Source organism: Pseudomonas sp. GD04015, from assembly GCF_029837675.1.
GTDB lineage: Bacteria > Pseudomonadota > Gammaproteobacteria > Pseudomonadales > Pseudomonadaceae > Aquipseudomonas > Aquipseudomonas paralcaligenes.
In genome coordinates this window covers 287,372-304,919 of the sequence record NZ_JAOEEE010000001.1, presented here as the reverse complement: position 1 = coordinate 304,919, position 17,548 = coordinate 287,372, and the positions used below count along the sequence as shown (strand labels likewise).

At 68.3% G+C, this 17,548-nt stretch carries 17 protein-coding genes; 10 read left to right on the top strand and 7 right to left on the bottom strand.

Annotated elements, in window-relative coordinates:
* Positions 1 to 51 precede the first annotated feature (51 nt).
* Positions 52 to 1,089 carry a rod shape-determining protein MreB gene (gene mreB / locus N7640_RS01540; protein ID WP_021701292.1) on the bottom strand — a complete coding sequence of 346 codons (1,038 nt, stop codon included), beginning with the start codon at positions 1,087 to 1,089 and terminating at the stop codon, positions 52 to 54.
* Positions 1,090 to 1,307: 218 nt separating this feature from the next.
* Here mreB and gatC point away from each other — a divergent pair, with 218 nt between their 5' ends.
* The 5 genes from gatC (at position 1,308) to N7640_RS01515 (ending at position 5,414) form a co-directional block, all read left to right on the top strand.
* Entirely contained in the window at positions 1,308 to 1,595 is a 288-nt protein-coding gene (gatC, locus tag N7640_RS01535; RefSeq protein WP_220813871.1) for an Asp-tRNA(Asn)/Glu-tRNA(Gln) amidotransferase subunit GatC, read from the top strand.
* 16 nt (positions 1,596 to 1,611) lie between these two features.
* Positions 1,612 to 3,063 carry an Asp-tRNA(Asn)/Glu-tRNA(Gln) amidotransferase subunit GatA gene (gene gatA / locus N7640_RS01530; protein WP_279904676.1) on the top strand — a complete coding sequence of 484 codons (1,452 nt, stop codon included), beginning with the start codon at positions 1,612 to 1,614 and terminating at the stop codon, positions 3,061 to 3,063.
* Positions 3,064 to 3,077: 14 nt separating this feature from the next.
* Positions 3,078 to 4,547 (top strand): Asp-tRNA(Asn)/Glu-tRNA(Gln) amidotransferase subunit GatB, encoded by a 1,470-nt coding sequence (gene gatB / locus N7640_RS01525; RefSeq protein ID WP_279904675.1) that lies wholly within the window; start codon positions 3,078 to 3,080, stop codon positions 4,545 to 4,547.
* A 68-nt stretch (positions 4,548 to 4,615) separates the two neighbouring features.
* Entirely contained in the window at positions 4,616 to 5,029 is a 414-nt protein-coding gene (locus N7640_RS01520; RefSeq protein WP_279904746.1) for a septal ring lytic transglycosylase RlpA family protein, read from the top strand.
* Positions 5,030 to 5,042: 13 nt separating this feature from the next.
* Entirely contained in the window at positions 5,043 to 5,414 is a 372-nt protein-coding gene (locus N7640_RS01515; protein ID WP_279904674.1) for a carboxymuconolactone decarboxylase family protein, read from the top strand.
* Between the two features lie 10 nt (positions 5,415 to 5,424).
* Here N7640_RS01515 and N7640_RS01510 read toward each other — a convergent pair whose 3' ends face one another.
* From N7640_RS01510 to N7640_RS01490, 5 genes are all read right to left on the bottom strand, one after another.
* Positions 5,425 to 6,366 carry an AEC family transporter gene (locus N7640_RS01510; protein WP_279904673.1) on the bottom strand — a complete coding sequence of 314 codons (942 nt, stop codon included), beginning with the start codon at positions 6,364 to 6,366 and terminating at the stop codon, positions 5,425 to 5,427.
* Between the two features lie 104 nt (positions 6,367 to 6,470).
* Positions 6,471 to 7,031 carry a response regulator transcription factor gene (locus N7640_RS01505; RefSeq protein ID WP_220815411.1) on the bottom strand — a complete coding sequence of 187 codons (561 nt, stop codon included), beginning with the start codon at positions 7,029 to 7,031 and terminating at the stop codon, positions 6,471 to 6,473.
* Positions 7,032 to 7,116: 85 nt separating this feature from the next.
* Positions 7,117 to 8,376 carry an ATP-binding protein gene (locus tag N7640_RS01500; protein ID WP_279904672.1) on the bottom strand — a complete coding sequence of 420 codons (1,260 nt, stop codon included), beginning with the start codon at positions 8,374 to 8,376 and terminating at the stop codon, positions 7,117 to 7,119.
* A 428-nt stretch (positions 8,377 to 8,804) separates the two neighbouring features.
* Positions 8,805 to 9,833: a ferrochelatase gene (hemH, locus tag N7640_RS01495; protein ID WP_279904671.1), complete on the bottom strand. Its 1,029-nt coding sequence runs from the start codon at positions 9,831 to 9,833 to the stop codon at positions 8,805 to 8,807.
* Positions 9,830 to 10,735, bottom strand: coding sequence for a TIGR01777 family oxidoreductase (locus N7640_RS01490; RefSeq protein WP_279904670.1), 906 nt, complete (start codon positions 10,733 to 10,735; stop codon positions 9,830 to 9,832). The genes hemH and N7640_RS01490 overlap by 4 nt, the downstream gene beginning before the upstream one ends.
* Before the next feature lie 215 nt (positions 10,736 to 10,950).
* Here N7640_RS01490 and N7640_RS01485 point away from each other — a divergent pair, with 215 nt between their 5' ends.
* The 3 genes from N7640_RS01485 (at position 10,951) to N7640_RS01475 (ending at position 13,978) form a co-directional block, all read left to right on the top strand.
* On the top strand, positions 10,951 to 11,940 hold the full coding sequence (locus N7640_RS01485; RefSeq protein ID WP_279904669.1) for an FAD-dependent oxidoreductase: 990 nt from the start codon (positions 10,951 to 10,953) through the stop codon (positions 11,938 to 11,940).
* Positions 11,941 to 12,142: 202 nt separating this feature from the next.
* Entirely contained in the window at positions 12,143 to 13,117 is a 975-nt protein-coding gene (gene rlmF / locus N7640_RS01480) for a 23S rRNA (adenine(1618)-N(6))-methyltransferase RlmF (protein ID WP_279904668.1), read from the top strand.
* 72 nt (positions 13,118 to 13,189) lie between these two features.
* Positions 13,190 to 13,978, top strand: coding sequence for a transporter substrate-binding domain-containing protein (locus tag N7640_RS01475; protein ID WP_279904667.1), 789 nt, complete (start codon positions 13,190 to 13,192; stop codon positions 13,976 to 13,978).
* A gap of 19 nt (positions 13,979 to 13,997) precedes the next feature.
* On the opposite strand, the gene N7640_RS01470 is transcribed toward N7640_RS01475, so the two are convergent.
* Positions 13,998 to 14,417, bottom strand: a complete 420-nt coding sequence (locus N7640_RS01470; RefSeq protein ID WP_347815594.1) for an Lrp/AsnC family transcriptional regulator — start codon at positions 14,415 to 14,417, stop codon at positions 13,998 to 14,000.
* A gap of 114 nt (positions 14,418 to 14,531) precedes the next feature.
* Here N7640_RS01470 and yjeH point away from each other — a divergent pair, with 114 nt between their 5' ends.
* Together yjeH and N7640_RS01460 are read left to right on the top strand one after the other, a co-directional pair.
* Complete coding sequence (gene yjeH, locus N7640_RS01465) at positions 14,532 to 15,785, top strand: L-methionine/branched-chain amino acid transporter (protein WP_279904666.1); 1,254 nt, start codon at positions 14,532 to 14,534, stop codon at positions 15,783 to 15,785.
* Between the two features lie 102 nt (positions 15,786 to 15,887).
* Positions 15,888 to 17,213: a TAXI family TRAP transporter solute-binding subunit gene (locus N7640_RS01460; protein WP_279904665.1), complete on the top strand. Its 1,326-nt coding sequence runs from the start codon at positions 15,888 to 15,890 to the stop codon at positions 17,211 to 17,213.
* The last annotated feature ends 335 nt before the right edge of the window (positions 17,214 to 17,548 follow it).

Here is a 17,548-nt window from a genome sequence, read left to right as displayed (position 1 = left end):
AAACACGAAGCCGGAAGAACCAGCTTCCGGCTTCGGGTCACCACTTCAGGATCACTCGGTGGACAGCAGGTCCATGGAGTGACGGTCCATCATCTCCAGGGCACGACCACCGCCACGGGCCACGCAGGTCAGCGGGTCTTCGGCAACGATCACCGGCAGGCCGGTTTCCTGGGCCAGCAGCTTGTCCAGGTCGCGCAGCAGCGCGCCGCCGCCGGTCAGCACCAGGCCGCGCTCGGCGATATCCGACGCCAGTTCCGGCGGGGACTGCTCCAGGGCGCTCTTGACCGCCTGGACGATGGTCGCCAGCGACTCCTGCAGAGCCTCCAGCACTTCGTTGGAATTGAGGGTGAAGCTGCGCGGCACACCTTCGGCCAGGTTGCGGCCACGGACATCGACTTCACGCACGTCGCCACCGGCGTAGGCGGTGCCGATTTCCTGCTTGATGCGTTCGGCGGTGGACTCGCCGATCAGCGAGCCGTAGTTGCGGCGCACGTAGGTGATGATGGCTTCGTCGAAACGGTCGCCGCCGACCCGGACGGATTCGGCGTAGACCACGCCGTTCAGCGAGATCAGGGCGATCTCGGTGGTGCCGCCGCCGATGTCGACGACCATCGAGCCGCGGGCCTCTTCGACCGGCAGGCCGGCGCCGATAGCGGCGGCCATCGGCTCTTCGATCAGGAACACTTCACGGGCACCGGCACCAAGGGCGGACTCGCGGATGGCGCGGCGCTCGACCTGGGTCGACTTGCACGGCACGCAGATCAGCACGCGCGGCGACGGCTGCAGGAAGCTGTTCTCGTGAACCTTGTTGATGAAGTACTGCAGCATCTTTTCGCAGACGCTGAAGTCGGCGATCACGCCGTCCTTCATCGGACGAATGGCGGAAATGTTGCCCGGGGTCCGGCCCAGCATGCGCTTGGCCTCGGTGCCGACGGCGACCACGGATTTCTGGTTGCCACTGCTACGGATGGCGACCACGGAAGGTTCGTTGAGGACGATGCCACGCTCGCGGACATAGATCAGGGTATTGGCCGTGCCCAGGTCGATCGACAGATCGCTGGAGAACATGCCACGCAGTTTCTTGAACATGGGAAAGAAGCCCTAGACAGAGCGCGATGAAAACGCTGGGTAAAAAAGTGCGGCAAACTCTATCAATGAGCGGCCTTTTGGGCAAGGCGCGCTCTGTGCTAAATTGCCCGCTTTTCCGGGCTTTAGGCCCACAAAACGCGGCATCTGACCGCCCCGCGCGGTATCCGTTCCCCGTCCCGCTTCCGCCCGGTCATCCGCCCGCTTCCTGGAGAATCACGATGGCGCTCGAACGCTCCGACGTGGAAAAAATCGCCCATCTGGCCCGTCTCGGCCTGAGCGAAGGCGAAGTTCCACAAACCACCGCGACCCTCAACAGCATCCTCGGCCTGATCGACGCCATGCAGGCGGTCGATACCACCGGCATCGAGCCGCTGGCCCACCCGCTGGAAGCCACCCAGCGCCTGCGCGCCGACGTGGTCACCGAGAAGAACCAGCGCGACGCCTACCAGGCAGTCGCCCCGGCCGTGGAAAGCGGCCTGTTCCTCGTGCCGAAAGTCATCGAATAAAGGAAAGGGTTTTCCCATGCATCAACTGACCCTGGCCGAGATCGCTCGCGGCCTGAAGGACAAGACCTTCTCCTCCGCCGAGCTGACCGGCGCCCTGCTGGCCCGTATCCAGCAGCTCGACCCGCAGCTGAACAGCTTCATCACCGTCACCGCCGACCTGGCGCTGGAGCAGGCCAAGGCCGCCGACGCCCGCCGCGCCAATGGTGAAGACGGCGCCCTGCTCGGCGCGCCGATCGGCCACAAGGACCTGTTCTGCACGAAAGATGTGCTGACCAGCTGCGCCTCGAAGATCCTCACCGGCTTCAAGGCACCCTACGACGCCACCGTGGTCGAGAAGCTGGCTGCCGCCGGCACTGTGACCCTGGGCAAGCTGAACATGGACGAGTTCGCCATGGGCTCGGCCAACGAATCCAGCCACTACGGCGCGGTGAAGAACCCCTGGGACCTGACCCGCGTACCGGGCGGCTCCTCCGGCGGCAGCGCCGCCGCCGTGGCCGCGCGCCTGCTGCCGGCCGCCACCGGCACCGACACCGGCGGCTCGATCCGCCAACCGGCCGCGCTGACCAGCCTCACCGGCATCAAGCCCACCTACGGCCGGGTCTCGCGCTGGGGCATGATCGCCTACGCCTCCAGCCTCGACCAGGGCGGCCCGCTGGCCCGCACCGCCGAGGACTGCGCCCTGCTGCTCGGCGCCATGGCCGGCTTCGATCCGAAGGATTCGACCAGTGTCGACCAGCCGGTCGACGACTACCTGGCCGCCCTGACCCAGCCGCTGGCCGGCCTGCGCATCGGCCTGCCGAAGGAATACTTCGGCGCCGGCCTCGACAGCCGCATCGCCGACGCCGTGCTGGCGGTGGTCGAGGCGCTGAAGAAGCTCGGCGCCACGGTCAAGGACATCAGCCTGCCGAACATGCAGCACGCGATTCCCGCCTATTACGTGATCGCCCCGGCGGAAGCCAGCTCCAACCTTTCGCGCTTCGACGGCGTGCGCTTCGGCTACCGCTGCGAGAACCCGAAGGACCTCCAGGACCTGTACAAGCGCTCGCGCGGCGAAGGCTTCGGCGCGGAAGTGAAGCGGCGCATCATGGTCGGCACCTACGCCCTGTCCGCCGGCTACTACGACGCCTACTACATCAAGGCCCAGCAGATCCGCCGGCTGATCAAGAACGACTTCGTCGCCGCCTTCAACGAGGTCGACGTGATCCTCGGCCCGACCACGCCGAACCTGGCCTGGAAGCTCGGCGCGAAGAACGACGACCCGGTTTCCGCCTACCTGGAAGACATCTACACCATCACCGCCAACCTGGCCGGCATTCCCGGCCTGTCGATGCCCGCGGGCTTCGTCGACGGCCTGCCGGTCGGCGTGCAGTTGCTCGGCAACTACTTCCAGGAAGGTCGCCTGTTGAATGTCGCGCACCAGTACCAGCAGGTCAGCGACTGGCACAAACAAGCACCGAGCGGCTTCTGAGGAAGGATCAAGACATGCAATGGGAAACCGTGATCGGGCTCGAGATCCACGCTCAGCTCAGCACCCAATCGAAAATCTTCTCCGGTAGCGCCACCACCTTCGGCGCCGAGCCCAACACCCAGGCCAGCCTGGTCGACCTGGGCATGCCCGGCACCCTGCCGGTGCTGAATGCCGAGGCCGTGCGCATGGCCTGCAAGTTCGGCCTGGCGATCGACGCCGAGATCGCGCCGACCAACGTCTTCGCGCGCAAGAACTACTTCTACCCGGACCTGCCCAAGGGCTACCAGACCAGCCAGATGGACCACCCCATCGTCGGCAAGGGCTTCCTCGACATCACCCTGGAAGACGGCACCGTCAAGCGCATCGGCATCACCCGCGCGCACCTGGAAGAAGACGCCGGCAAGAGCCTGCACGAAGACTTCCACGGCATGAGCGGCATCGACCTGAACCGCGCCGGCACGCCGCTGCTGGAAATCGTCTCCGAGCCGGAAATGCGCAGCGCCAAGGAAGCCGTGGCCTACGCCAAGGCGATCCATGCACTTGTTCGCTACCTCGGGATCTGCGACGGCAACATGGCCGAAGGCTCGCTGCGCTGCGACTGCAACGTCTCGGTACGGCCCAAGGGCCAGGCCGAGTTCGGCACCCGCCGCGAGATCAAGAACGTCAACTCGTTCAAGTTCATCGAGCGCGCCATCAACACCGAGATCGCCTGGCAGATCGACGAGCTGGAATCCGGCCGCAAGATCGTCCAGGAGACCGTGCTGTACGACGTGGCGGCCAACGAGACGCGCTCCATGCGCAGCAAGGAAGAAGCCAACGACTACCGTTACTTCCCCTGCCCCGACCTGCTGCCGGTGGTGATCGAGCAGAGCTTCCTCGACGAGGTGCGCGCCGGCCTGCCGGAGCTGCCGGTGCAGAAGCGCGAGCGCTTCGAGTCGCAGTTCGGCCTGTCCGCCTACGACGCCAGTGTGCTGGCCGCCAGCCGTGAGCTGGCCGACTACTTCGAGCAGGTCCAGCAGACCTGCGGCGACGCCAAGCTGGCCGCCAACTGGGTGATGGGCGAGCTGTCCAGCCTGCTCAACGAACTTGGGATTGAGATTGAAGAGTCGACGGTTTCCGCCGAGCAACTGGGCGGCATGATCCGACGCATCCAAGACAACACAATTTCCGGAAAGCTTGCTAAAGATGTTTTCAGATTCATTGCTCGTGGTGATGACAATATCCAAGGCGATGACCTGAACAGTGCTGACCGCATCATTGAGATGCATGGCCTCAAGCAGGTCACCGACTCCGGCGCCATCGAGGCCATGCTGGACGAAGTGCTGGCGGCCAACGCCGAGCAGGTCGAGCAGTACCGCGCCAGCGACGAGGCCAAGCGCGGCAAGATGTTCGGCTTCTTCGTCGGCCAGGCCATGAAGGCCTCCAAGGGCAAGGCCAACCCCGGCCAGGTCAACGAACTGCTGAAGAAAAAACTCGAAGGGTGAGCCGGCCCTTCTTTTCCTGAGAGCGCCAACCCATGCGTTGGCCGCTCCATGCCCTGGAGAATCGCGCGATGCTCACCGGTAGCCCGGATACCATCCGGGAACGCGCTCCCCGGATTGCATCCGGGCTACGGACACTGGCATTGCTCGGCCTGCTCGGCACTGTCGCCGGCTGCTCCACCCTGGGTGGCGGCGCCGGCGAGACCGGCAAGGCCTCCTACTACGGCGCCCGCCATCACGGGCAGAAGACCGCCAGCGGCGAGCGCTTCGACCAGCACGCGCTGACCGCCGCCCACCGCAGCCTGCCCTTCGGCACCCGGGTCCGGGTGACCAACCTGAACAACGACCGCAGCGTGGTGGTGCGCATCAACGACCGCGGCCCGCACACGCGCGGACGCATCATCGACGTCTCGCGCCGGGCGGCCGAGCAACTGGACATGCTGCGGAGCGGCACCGCGCCGGTCCGCGTGCAATCACTCGACTGACGGAGCATTGCTCATGAGCGAAGAACGCAAACCAGGCCTGCAGGTACGCCGGGAAGTCATGGGCGACGCCTTCGTCGACCGCGCCCTCGGCAACGCCACCGAATTCACCCAGCCGCTGCAGGACTTCGTCAACGAGCACGCCTGGGGCGGCGTGTGGAACCGCGACGGCCTGGACCGCAAGACCCGCAGCCTGATCACCCTGGCCGCGCTGACCGCCCTGAAATGCCCGCAGGAGCTGAAGGGCCACGTGCGCGGCGCGTTGAACAACGGCTGCAGCGTGGAGGAAATCCGCGAGGCGCTGCTGCACTGCGCCGTCTACGCCGGCGTGCCGGCGGCCATCGACGCCTTCCGCGCGGCCCAGGAAGTGATCGAGCAGCAGGGCTGAGGCCCGGCGGTCAGATCCAGCCGCCCCAGCGCAGCACGAACAGCCCGACGTTGGTGGTCACCACCGCCACCAGGGTGGTGATCACGATGATCGCCGCCGCCAGTTCGTGGTTGCCGCCGGCCGCCCGGGCCATGACGAAGCTGGCCGCCGCCGTCGGGCTGGCGAAGTAGAGGAACAGGATCGCCAGCTCGGCGTTGCGGAAGCCCAGGGCGAAGGCGCCGGCGGTGGCCAGCAGCGGCAGCCAGATCATCTTCATCAGGCTGGCGCCGATGGCCAGCCCGCTGCTCGCCCGCAGCGAGGCCAGCGACAGGGTGCCGCCGATGCAGATCAGCGCCAGCGGCAGGGTCAGCTCGGCCAGGTACTGGCCCGAGGTGGTCAGCCAGGCCGGCAGGCCGATCCGCCAGTAGGCGAACGGGATCGCCGCCAGCACACCGATGATCAGCGGGTTGCGCAGGACGCTCTTGAGCAGCGCCCAGGGCCGGGTGCTGCCCGCAGGGTTGTAGGTCTCCAACACGATGACCGAGAGGGTGTTGTAGCAGAGGATCACCACCCCGCCGAGGATGCCGCCGAGGGACAGGCCGTAGTCGCCGTACAGGCTGGTGGCCAGGGCCAGGCCGATGATCCCGTTGTTGCCGCGGAACGCCCCCTGCACGTAGACCCCGCGCTCGGCGCGTGGCACCCGCCAGATCGCCCAGCCCCACGCCAGCAGGAAGCCGAGCAGCGTGGCGACGGCGAAGTAGCCGAGCACGGCCGGCTGCAGCGCCGTCGCCAGGTCGGCGTGGAGGATGGCGAAGAACAGCATCACCGGCATGCTGACGTTGAACACCAGCGACGAGGCGGTGGCGATGAAGTGCGCGTCGATCAGGCCGAGGCGCTTGAGGGCCACCCCGAGGAACAACATGGAGAAGACCGGCGCGGTGATGGCGACGGTCTGCTGGATGACGGCAAGCATGGGAGCCCCGAACCTGACTATTTGGTTAGGGGGCTAATGATAACAGCAGGAAAGCCGTAGGGCGGGTGCAACCCGCGCGGTTCGGCGCGGGGTTTCACCTGCGATCAGCGGCGGACCGGGCGCTTCTGCAACTTGCGCTGCAGGGTGCGGCGGTGCATGCCCAGGGCGCGGGCGGTGGCGGAGATGTTGCCGTCGTGCTCGGCCAGCACGCGCTGGATGTGCTCCCACTGCAGGCGGTCCACCGACATCGGGTTTTCCGGCACCAGGGTGTTGAGGTCAGCATGCTCGGAAAGCAGCGCGGTGAGCACATCGTCGGCGTCGGCCGGCTTGCACAGGTAGTTGGTGGCACCGCGCTTGATCGCCTCCACCGCGGTGGCAATGCTCGAATAGCCGGTGAGGATCACCACACGCATCTCGCCGTCCAGCTCCAGCAGCTTGGGCAGCAGCACCAGGCCGGAGTCGCCGTCCATCTTCAGGTCGAGCACGGCGTAGTCGGGCAGATCGTCCTTGGCCAGCACCAGGCCCTCCTCCGCCGAGTTGGCCACGCTCACGCGCAGGCCGCGGCGCTCCATGGCCCGCGCCATGACCCGGGTGAAGGTGGGATCGTCGTCCACCAGCAGCAGGTGCGGCTGCTCTTCCTGCTCGTTCAACTGTTCGTCAGACATGTCGTTCTCCCGTAGTGTCGCGTCCGAAGCCGCCGTAGGGTGCGCCGCGCGCACCGCAGGCGACACCCGATCGATGTTCGCCCGGCTACGCCAGCCTGGGCAGGCGCAGTTCCGTCAGCGTCCCGCCCTCTTCGTGGTTGTAGAGTTTCACCGAACCGCCGGCCCGCGTCACGCTGGCCTGGCTGAGGAACAGGCCGAGGCCGAAGCCCTTGCCCTTGGTGGTGAAGAAAGGCCGGCCGATCTGCTCGGCGATGGCCAACGGCACACCGACGCCGTGGTCGCGGATGCTCAGGGCGATCCACTGCTCGTCCCAGTCCAGGCGGATGTCCAGCTTGTCCGGGCAAGCGTCGGCGGCGTTGTTGAGCAGGTTGAGCAGGGCCTGGGTCAGGTCCGCCGGCGGCAACAGGCGCGGCATCGCGCCCGCGCCCAGGCACTGGAAGCGGTAGGTGGCCTCGGGACGCATCAGGTGCCAGCGGTTGAGGGTCGTCTCCAGCCACTGCACCGCGGTCTGCTCCTCCACCGCCTGGCGGCGCTCGGCCTCGGCGGCGCGCACCAGTTGCTGCAGGGTGTCCTTGCACAGCTTGACCTGTTCCTGCAGCAGGGCCAGGTCGTCCTGCAGGGCGGGCTTGTCGCGGTTCTCCTGGCGCAGTTCGGTGAGCAGCACGCTCATGGTCGCCAGCGGCGTGCCCAGCTCGTGGGCCGCGCCGGCGGCCTGGGTGGCCACGGCCAGCAGTTGCTGGTCGCGCATGCCCTCCTCGCGGCGCAGCGCCTGCAACTCGTCCTGGCGACGCAGGGCGCCGGCCATCTTGACCACGAAGAAGGTGATGAAGGCGGCGGACAGCAGGAAGTTCAGCCACATGCCGAACAGGTGCAGGCTGATCAGCATGGCCTCGTGCTGCACGTTGTTCAGGTGCAGCGGGTGGTACCAGATCAGCAGCGCCGTGTAGCCGGTCAGCGCCAGCCCGGCGAGGAACATGGAGAAGAACCACGGCAGGGTCGCCGCGGCGATGGTCAGCGGCACCAGGTAGTAGGAAACGAAGGGGTTGGTTGAACCGCCCGAGTAGTACAGCAGGACGCTGTGGATCACCAAGTCGCAGGCCAGCTGCACCGTGTACTCCAGCTCGGTGACCGGCCACGGCCCGCGCAGGCGCAGGGCGGTGAGCAGGCACAGGCAGAGCGACACGCCGAGGGTGATGCACAGCGGCAGCCAGGGCAGCGGCAGCAGGTCCGACAGGTAGGCGATGCCCACCGAGCCGGCCTGGGCGGCGAGCACCAGCAGGCGGATCAGGGTCAGCCGCCAGAGATTCTGGCGGCTCGCGGACAACAGCTGGACGGGGGCGTACATGGAGGAAGGCGACATGCCGGCGAGTATAACCAGAGGTCCGGGGTGGCCGGCTACCTGCGTCAACCGGACGCAGCGGGCGCGGGCCAAGCCGGAGGTACAGATTGCCCGTACCTAGATCAGGTCTAGACCACTACGGCAGCCTAGGCACCACGCGCTAGCGCGGCCCCCGTCCTCTGGTGCGGGTGCGGGATAAGGCCTGGATGGACAGCCACATGAAGGACTTGAAGCGCAACGCCTATAGCTCCGTGGAGCTCTGCGTCGGCGCCAAGGCCTCGGCGAACCGCAACAGCCCCTTGACTACGAGCGCCTCGCTCGACTTCCCTTTCCACAATTGCACTTCACCCGCTAGAAGGCGATAAGTCTCATATTTACCCGCCCCGCCGAGGAAAGCACCGAATCCGAGCTTAAGGAGTCAGGGCCACCCCCCCTCACTTCACATCCCACTCCGGCGCCCTCTCACAAAGCACCTCAAGCGCCCCCACCCACCGCGGATGATCATTCAGGCAAGGCACCAGCACCAACTCCTCCCCCCCCGCCGCGCGGAACTGCTCCTGCCCGCGCTGGCCGATCTCCTCCAGCGTCTCGATGCAATCGGCGACGAACGCCGGGCACATCACCAGTAGCCGCTTCACCCCGGCCCGGCCCAGCTCGTCCAGCCGCGCCTCGGTATACGGCTCGATCCACTTGGCCCGGCCCAGCCGCGACTGGAACGACACCGACCACTTGCCCGCCGGCAGCCCGGCGCGCGCGGCGAATAGCTCGGCGCTGCGCAGGCACTGGCTGCGGTAGCACACCGCCAGGGTCTCAGCACTGACGCCGGCGCTGCTGGTCGCCGTCAGGCTGTGGTCGGGGTCCTTCACCAGCTTGCGGATGTGCCGCTCGGGCAGGCCGTGGAAGCTCAGCAGCAGATGGTCGAAATCCTGTTCCAGATAGGGCCTGGCGCTCTCCACCAGGGCATCGAGGTATTCCGGCTGGTCGTAGAACGGCGGCAGGCTGGCGAACTGCAGCGGCAGGCCGCGCTCGCGCACCACCCGGCGTACCTCCTCCAGCGCGGTCGTGGTGGTGCTGTCGGCGAACTGCGGGTAGAGCGGCGCCAGGGTCACCTTGCGCACGCCCTGGGCCGCCAGGCGTTCGAGCACAGATTCGATGGACGGCTCGCCGTAGCGCATCGCCAGCTCCACCGGGCCGTGCGGCCAGTGCTCGCGCATCGCCTGCTGCAGGCGCCGGCTGAGCACGATCAGCGGCGAGCCGTCCTCCCACCAGATCGACGCATAGGCATGCGCCGACTCGGCCGGGCGCTTGACCAGGATCAGCGAGACCAGCAGCCGGCGCAGCGGCCAGGGCAGGTCGACCACGTAGGGGTCCATGAGGAACTGGTTGAGGTAGCGACGCACGTCGGCCACCGAGGTGGAGGCCGGCGAACCCAGGTTGAGCAACAGCAGGGCATGATCGGTCATACGGTGTCCTTGAATAGATCGGCCAGGGCCGAGTCGAGATCGGTGAAGCGGAATGCGTAACCCTCGGCCAGCGCCTGCTGCGGCACGGCCTTCTGCCCGCCGAGCAGCAGCCCGGACAGCTCGCCCAGCCCCAGCTTCAGCAGCGGCCCCGGCAACGGCAGCAGCGCCGGGCGGTGCAGCGCGCGGCCGAGGGCGCGGGCGAAGGCCTCGTTGCGTACCGGTTGCGGCGCGCAGGCATTATAGGGACCGCGCGCGTCCTCTCGCTGCAAGAGAAAATCGATCAGGCCGATTTCGTCCCGCAGGTGAATCCACGGCATCCATTGCCGGCCGTTGCCGATCGGCCCGCCCAGGCCGAGGCGGAACGGCGGCAGCAGGCGCTTGAGGAAACCACCCTCGCGGGCCAGCACCAGCCCGGTGCGCAGCAGCACCACACGGATGCCCAGTGTCTCGGCGCGTTGCGCGGTCTCCTCCCAGGCGCCGCACAGCTGGGCGGCGAAGTCCTCGATCACCGGCGCGCTGCCTTCGTCCAGCTCGCGCTCGCCGCCGTCGCCATACCAGCCTACGGCGGAACCGGAGATCAGCACCTGCGGCCGGTGGTCGCGGCTTTCCAGCCAGGCCAGCAGCTGTTCGGTGAGGTGGATGCGGCTGGCCCACAGCAGCGCCTTGCGCTTGTGCGTCCAGGGCCGGTCGGCGATGGGCGCGCCGGCCAGGTTGACCACCGCGTCCAGCGGACCGGGGCCATAGTCCTGCAGCCGGCCGATGCCGCGCACGGCCTCGCCGCACAGCCCGGCGACCCGCTCCGGCGAGCGGCTCCAGACGCTCAGCGCATGCCCCTGGGCCAGCCAGTGACGACACAGCGCCCGACCGATCAGCCCCGTACCGCCGGTCAGCAATATGTGCATGGCATCCTCCTCGCTTGGCGTGAACCGCCTGTCAACTCCTAGTCTGAATCATGACGGCGCGGCGTGCCTTTTTCCGCCGAGGATGCCGTCCCAGTTTCAGCGACTCGCGCAATCGGGCACGAGACGAGTACAACCAATGATCGCCCACCCGTGTCCAACAGGTAGCCGGCATCCATCGCTCCGCGGAGCGGCCGGCGTGGGAAACGAGGCTCATGATGAATGCACCCATCGCGATAATCGGTACCGGCCTGGCGGGGCTCTCCGCCGCCCAGGCCCTGCACGCCGCAGGGCTGGAGGTCGAGCTGTTCGACAAGAGCCGCGGCAGCGGCGGACGCATGGCCAGCAAGCGCAGCGACGCCGGCTCGCTGGACCTGGGCGCCCAGTACTTCACTGCCCGCGACCGCCGCTTCGTCGAGGTGGTGCAGCAGTGGCAGGCGCGCGGCTGGGTCGCCGAGTGGGACCCGCAGCTCTACCACTACAACCAGAACGGCCTGCTGCCCTCCCCCGACGAACAGGTGCGCTGGGTCGGCACGCCGCGCATGAGCGCCATCAGCCGCGCCCTGCTCGGCGCCCTGCCGGTGCATTTCTCCTGCCGTATCACGGAGGTGTTTCGCGGCGAGCAGCACTGGAGCCTGCAGGACGCCGAGGGCAACGGCCACGGCCCCTACAGCGCCGTGCTGGTCGCCACCCCGGCGCCGCAGGCGACCAACCTGCTGGCCGCCGCGCCCAAGCTGGCCGGAGCCGCCGCCAGCGTGATCATGGAGCCGACCTGGGCGGTCGCCCTGGGCTTCGCCACGCCGCTGGAGACCCGCGTCGAAGCCTGCTTCGTGCAGGGCGGCGCGCTCGACTGGCTGGCCCGCAACCGCAGCAAGCCGGGCCGCGACGGCAGCTTCGACACCTGGGTGCTGCACGCCACCAGCGCCTGGAGCCGGCAGCACCTGGACCTGCCCAAGGACGCGGTGATCGAACGCCTGCACGGCGCCTTCGCCGAGCTGATCGGCTGCGCCCTGCCTGCCCCGGCCTTCGCCCTGGCCCACCGCTGGCTCTACGCCCGGCCGGCCGGCGCCCACGAGTGGGGCGCCCTGGCCGACGCCGACCTGGGCCTGTACGTGTGCGGCGACTGGTGCCTGTCCGGCCGGGTCGAAGGCGCCTGGCTCAGCGGCCAGGAAGCGGCGCGGCGGCTGCTGGAGCACCGCAACCTGTAGCCCACGCCATTTGCTCTTGCTGCTCTTGCTCTTGTGGGAGCGGCCTTGGCCGCGAAGCTTTGTGCCGGCTCTATCGCGGCCAAGGCCGCTCCCACAGGTGTGTTTGCAGGGGTGAGCCCGCCGGGTCAAAACTCCGCGAGTCGCCACCCGCGCCCACACCGCCTGTGGGACAATGCGCGCCTTTCCCGCCGAACCGCCCGCCATGCGCCAGAAGACTCCGCCCCGCGCCGCGACACCCGCCCCCAAGGGCCAGGTGCATCCGCGCAACCGCCACCAGGGCCGCTACGACTTCCCGAGTCTGATCGCCGCCAGCCCCGAGTTGGCCGAATTCGTCATCCTCAACCCCTACGGCAAGCAGAGCATCGACTTCGCCAACCCGGACGCGGTCAAGGTGTTCAACCGTGCGTTGCTGCGCCAGCTCTACGGCATCCGCCACTGGGACATCCCGCCGGGCTACCTGTGCCCGCCGATTCCCGGACGCGCCGACTACCTGCACGGCCTGGCCGACCTGCTGGCCGAGGACCAAGACGGCGCCCCGCCGCGCGGCGCCGAGGTACGCGCGCTGGACGTGGGCACAGGCGCCAACTGCATCTACCCGCTGCTCGGCCAGGCCGACTACGGCTGGCGCTTCGTCGGTTCGGACATCGACCCGGTGGCCCTCGATTCGGCCCGCGCCATCGTCCGTGCCAACGGCCTGGAAGGCGTCATCGAACTGCGTCGGCAGAGCGAGCCGAAACATATCTTCCAGGGCCTGCTGGCAGCCGACGAGCGCTTCGCCCTGACCCTGTGCAACCCGCCCTTCCACGCATCGGCCGACGAGGCGCGCAGCGGCAGCACGCGCAAGTGGAAGAATCTCGGCCGGCTCGACCCGAAGCGCAAGCTGCCGGTGCTCAACTTCGGCGGGCAGAGCAACGAGCTGTGGTGCGAGGGCGGCGAAGTGGCCTTTCTGCGGCGCATGGCCCGCGAGAGCGCGGCGGTGGCCGGCCAGGTGCTGTGGTTCAGCAGCCTGGTGTCCAAGGCCGGCAATCTGCCCGCGCTGCAGGCGGCGCTACGCCAGGCCGGCGCCCACGCCGTGCGCCAGGTCGACATGGCCCAGGGCAACAAGCAGAGCCGCTTCGTCGCCTGGACCTTCCACGACACGGCCGCGCGCCGCGCCTGGCTGGCCGCCCCCGCTTGAACGCGGTAGCCGCCACGCCGTCGACCTGACTATGCTTACGGGGTAACAGCCTCCGGGAGCCGGGAAATCCCCATGCGCTGGAAAATCCTGCTGACCTTCTGCTGCCTGTCCTGGTGCCTGGCCCTCCGGGCGGAGCCGCGCGAGCTGCAGATCAGCGTCGGCGACTGGCCGCCCTACCTGTCCAGCGAACTGCGCCACAACGGCGTGATCGCCCACATCATCAGCGACCTGTTCGCCGAGGAAGGCTACCGCGTCAGCTTCCGCTTCCTGCCCTGGCCGCGCGCCTACTCGGCCACCGCCGCCGGCAAGTTCGACGCCACCGGGGTGTGGATGCACAAGGGCGAGCGCGAGGCGGACTTCCTGTTCAGCGCGCCGCTGCTGGACGAGCAGTTCGTGTTCTTCCACCTGAAGTCGCAGCCGTTCGACTGGCACCGCTTCGACGACCTCGCCGGCATGACCCTGGGCGGCGGCCTGGAATACAGCTACGGCCCCGCGTTCGACGCCTTCCTGGCCAAGGGCACGGTGAAGATGGAGCGCGTCTCCAGCGACCAGCAGAATTTCGACAAGCTGCTCAAGGAGCGGGTGGTGCTCTACCCGCAGGAGATGAACGTCGGCTACGCCGCCCTGGCCCGCCACTTCACCCCCGCCGAGCGCGCCCGCATCACCCACCACCCGCGGCCACTGCTGGTCAACCGCAGCTACCTGATGCTGCCCAAGCGCCTGGCCGGCAGCCAGGCGCTGCTGCAGCGCTTCAACCAGCGCCTGCAGGCGTTCCGCGACAGCGGCCGCTACGACCGCTACTTCCAGGACCTGCAGGCGGGCAAGTACACGCTCTCAGAGGAAGAAGCGGCGCAACGCTAGCCCGTCGACCTCGCCCAGGTCACATCGCCCACTCGCTGACCACCATGTGCGTCTTCACCCGCTGGATGCCGGGGAAACCCTCGATCACCCCGCGAATCTCGGCCAGGCGCGCCATGCTCGCCGCCTCCACCTGCACCAGCATGTCGGTCTCGCCGCTGATGCCGCAGCACTGGCGGATTTCCGGGAACGCACGCATGCGGTCGACGTACTCCTGGCAGCGGCTGTTCTGATAGAAGAGTTCGAGGAAGGCCTTCACCCCGCCGCTCGCCGGGTCGGCCACCTGGGCGTGGTAGCCGCGGATCACCCCGTCCTGCTCCAGCTGGCGGATGCGCTCACTCACCGCCGAGCGCGACAGGCTCACCTCGCGGGCGATCTGGCTGACGGAGGTGCGCGCGTCCTGACGCAGGAGGGCGATGATCTGGCGGTCGAACTTGTCCACGGTGGCTCTCGCAGTTTGACGGCGGAATCCGTCACTTTGCCATGCACTGGCGGCAACCTGGCCGCGGGAGCCGGCTTAACATGGCGGGATAGAAGAAGGGAGCAAGAATACCTCATGAGCCGCCTGAACAAGGAACTGGGCCTGCTGCAGGGCGTCGCGCTGCTCAGCACCTCGCTGCTGGGCACCGGCATCTTCGTGGTGCCGGCGCTGGCCGCCACCGCCGCCGGCGAGGCCTCGCTGTGGGCCTGGCTGATCCTCATCGCCCTGGTGCTGCCGGTGGCCTTCACCTTCGCCCAGCTCGGCCGCCGCTTCCCCCACGCCGGCGGCGCGCCGCACCTGATCGGCCGCGCCTTCGGCCCGCGCGCCGAGCGGCTGATCGCCTTCCTGTTCCTCGCCGTGCTGCCGGTCGGCCTGCCGGCGGCGCTGAACATCGCCACCGGTTTCTGGCAGGCGGTGCTGCCGGTGAACCGGGGCGAGGCCCTGCTGATCCAGTTCGCCACCCTCGGCGCCATGCTCCTGCTCGGCCAGCGCCCGGCGCGCGCCAGCGGCCTAGTGCAGGGGCTGATCGCCCTGGCCATCCTCGGCACCGTTGCCCTGGTCTGGTGGGTCGGCGACCTGCCGCTGGCGCACCAGCCGCTGCTGCCGGCCCTGGGCGACAACTGGACGCTGATCCCGGCGGCGCTGGGCGTGATGTTCTGGTGCTTCGTCGGCATCGAGGCGTTCACCCACCTGGGCGAGGAATTCCGCAACCCGCAGCGCGACTTCCCCCTGGCCCTGCTGCTCGGCGTGCTGCTGGCCGGCCTGGTGTACTGGGCCTTCTCGGTGGCGGTGCTGAGCTTCCACGTCTACGGCGACGTGCACAGCGACGCCGCCTCGCTGCCGCGGCTGATGGACCAGCTGCTCGGCGGCGAGGCGCGCACCCTGGTGGCGGCGATCGGCTACCTGGCCTGCTTCGCCTCGATGAACGTCTACATGCAGGGCTTCGCCCGGCTGATCTGGAGCCTGGCCGACGAGGGCAAGCTGCCCGCCCCGCTGGGCACCCTCAACCGCCACGGCGTGCCGGCCCGCGCCCTGCTGCTGGTGGTCGTGATCTGCGCCCTGTGCGCCAGCCTGACGACCCTGCTGCAGCTCTCGGTGGACGACCTGATCCGCTACGCCAACGGCAACTTCGTGGTTGTCTACCTGCTCAGCATGGCCGCCGGCGCAGTGCTGCTGCGCGGCGCCTGGCGCCTGCTCGCGGCGTTCAGCACCCTGCTCTGCGCGGCGGTGCTGGCGATGCTCGGCGTCGAGGCGCTGTACGCCCTGGGCCTGGTCGGCCTGTTGCTGCTGCTCGACCGCCTGCGCCTGACGCAGAGATCGCTGACGTAGGGTGCGCCATGCGCACCTTCCAGGATCATGGCACCCCGCACGGGATGACCTGAGCGCGCCAGGGGTTCTATCCTTGCAGCGAGCCCGCCGAAAGGAAGCCCCATGCGCCGCATCCTCCGCGACCTGAAAATCCTCCTCCTCGCCAACCTGTGGATCGTGCCGGTGCTGGCCGCCCTGGTCGGCGCCCTGTTCTACTTCGTCGCCCCGCCGCCGCCGATGCACGCGCGCATGGCCACCGGTGCCGCCAGCGGCGGCTACCACGCCTTCGCCGAGCGCCTGCGCGAGGAACTGGCCCGACAGGGCTTCGAGCTGGAGCTGGTCAACAGCCGCGGCTCGCGCGACAACCTCGCCCGGCTGGTCGACGGCCAGGTGGAACTGGCGCTGGTGCAGAGCGGCCAGGAGCTGACCCTGGACGACGCAGTGCGCGAACGCCTGGCCGGGCTCGGCGTGGTCTACCGCGAGCCGCTGTGGCTGTTCACCAGCCGCAATGTGAAGTTCGAGCGCCTAGCCGACCTGACCAAGCTGCGCCTGGCCATCGGTGCCGAGGACAGCGGCACCCAGGCGGTGACCGCCGCCCTGTTCGCCACCAACCGTATCGAGCCGGCGCAGTACCCGAAAGGCTGGCAGCCGCTGGGCGGCAGCCGCGCCGCCGACGCCCTGCTGGCCGGTGAGCTGGACGCCGCCTTCTTCGTCGGCCCGGCGGAGAACACCCTGATCCAGCGCCTGGCCCGCGAGCCGCGCCTGCAACTGGTCAGCCTGCGCCGCACCGAGGCCTACCTGGCGCGCCTGCCCTACCTGAGCCGGCTGGAGGTGGGCGAAGGCATGCTCGACATGGCGCAGAACACCCCCGAACGCGACATCGTCACCCTCGGCCCGGTCGCCACCCTGGTGGCCGGCGAGAACTTCCACCCGTCGCTCACTCCGCTGATCCTGGAGGCCGCCCGCGAGGTGCTGAAGAACGGCAGCCTGCTCGACCCGGCCGGCAGCTACCCGCAGCGCCCGCCGCGCTCGCTGGCCACCCTGGCGGAGGCGGACTACTACTACGACAAGGGCCTGCCGATCCTGCAGCGCTACGTGCCGTTCCGCATCGCCTCGCTGGCCGACCGCTACATCATCCTCGCCATCCCGCTGCTGGTGCTGCTTTTCCCGCTGTTCAAGGCGGTCGGGCCGATCTACCAGTGGCGCATCCGCGCGCGCATCTACCGCTGGTACAAGCACCTGCGCGAGATCGACCAGCAGTTGTACAAGGGCAAGCTCGACGACGACATCGGCGCCGAGATCGCGCGGCTGGAGAAGCTGGAAGACGAGCTGGCGCGGGTCGAGGTGCCGCTGTCCTATTCCAACGAGCTGTACGAGCTGCACATGCACCTGCGCTACATGATCGAGCGCCTGCGCTCGGTGCAGCAGCGCAGGGCGCAGGCGACATGAGACATGGCGGCGTAGGGTGCGCCGTGCGCACCGATAAATTGGCAACGGGTAGCCCGGATGAAATCCGGGGGCGGTGTTGGGCTGATGTTTGAGTTTCCAGCCGACTGCCGAGTGTTCAGATACTTTCTGCCGCTACGCGGATTTGCTTCGCCATGAAAAGGCTATGTCCCCGTTAGATGTTGTAGTGCCCTGAGCCATTCTGGATCCCCGCCTGCGCGGGGATGACGTGGTAGGGGTGGAGTTTCTTCTGAAACCGTCATTCCCGCGCAGGCGGGACAGCAGCTTTATCGCTGAACAGCGCTTGCGCTGGCCCGAAGGGGAATAATCCAGGGGTA

What these genes read in the sequence shown, in the direction of transcription:
- mreB (WP_021701292.1), bottom strand. Translation starts at nt 1,089, where the DNA reads ATGTTCAAGAAACTGCGTGGCATGTTCTCCAGCGATCTGTCGATCGAC.
- gatC (WP_220813871.1), top strand. Translation starts at nt 1,308, where the DNA reads ATGGCGCTCGAACGCTCCGACGTGGAAAAAATCGCCCATCTGGCCCGT.
- gatA (WP_279904676.1), top strand. Translation starts at nt 1,612, where the DNA reads ATGCATCAACTGACCCTGGCCGAGATCGCTCGCGGCCTGAAGGACAAG.
- gatB (WP_279904675.1), top strand. Translation starts at nt 3,078, where the DNA reads ATGCAATGGGAAACCGTGATCGGGCTCGAGATCCACGCTCAGCTCAGC.
- N7640_RS01520 (WP_279904746.1), top strand. Translation starts at nt 4,616, where the DNA reads ATGCTCACCGGTAGCCCGGATACCATCCGGGAACGCGCTCCCCGGATT.
- N7640_RS01515 (WP_279904674.1), top strand. Translation starts at nt 5,043, where the DNA reads ATGAGCGAAGAACGCAAACCAGGCCTGCAGGTACGCCGGGAAGTCATG.
- N7640_RS01510 (WP_279904673.1), bottom strand. Translation starts at nt 6,366, where the DNA reads ATGCTTGCCGTCATCCAGCAGACCGTCGCCATCACCGCGCCGGTCTTC.
- N7640_RS01505 (WP_220815411.1), bottom strand. Translation starts at nt 7,031, where the DNA reads ATGTCTGACGAACAGTTGAACGAGCAGGAAGAGCAGCCGCACCTGCTG.
- N7640_RS01500 (WP_279904672.1), bottom strand. Translation starts at nt 8,376, where the DNA reads ATGTACGCCCCCGTCCAGCTGTTGTCCGCGAGCCGCCAGAATCTCTGG.
- hemH (WP_279904671.1), bottom strand. Translation starts at nt 9,833, where the DNA reads ATGACCGATCATGCCCTGCTGTTGCTCAACCTGGGTTCGCCGGCCTCC.
- N7640_RS01490 (WP_279904670.1), bottom strand. Translation starts at nt 10,735, where the DNA reads ATGCACATATTGCTGACCGGCGGTACGGGGCTGATCGGTCGGGCGCTG.
- N7640_RS01485 (WP_279904669.1), top strand. Translation starts at nt 10,951, where the DNA reads ATGAATGCACCCATCGCGATAATCGGTACCGGCCTGGCGGGGCTCTCC.
- rlmF (WP_279904668.1), top strand. Translation starts at nt 12,143, where the DNA reads ATGCGCCAGAAGACTCCGCCCCGCGCCGCGACACCCGCCCCCAAGGGC.
- N7640_RS01475 (WP_279904667.1), top strand. Translation starts at nt 13,190, where the DNA reads ATGCGCTGGAAAATCCTGCTGACCTTCTGCTGCCTGTCCTGGTGCCTG.
- yjeH (WP_279904666.1), top strand. Translation starts at nt 14,532, where the DNA reads ATGAGCCGCCTGAACAAGGAACTGGGCCTGCTGCAGGGCGTCGCGCTG.
- N7640_RS01460 (WP_279904665.1), top strand. Translation starts at nt 15,888, where the DNA reads ATGCGCCGCATCCTCCGCGACCTGAAAATCCTCCTCCTCGCCAACCTG.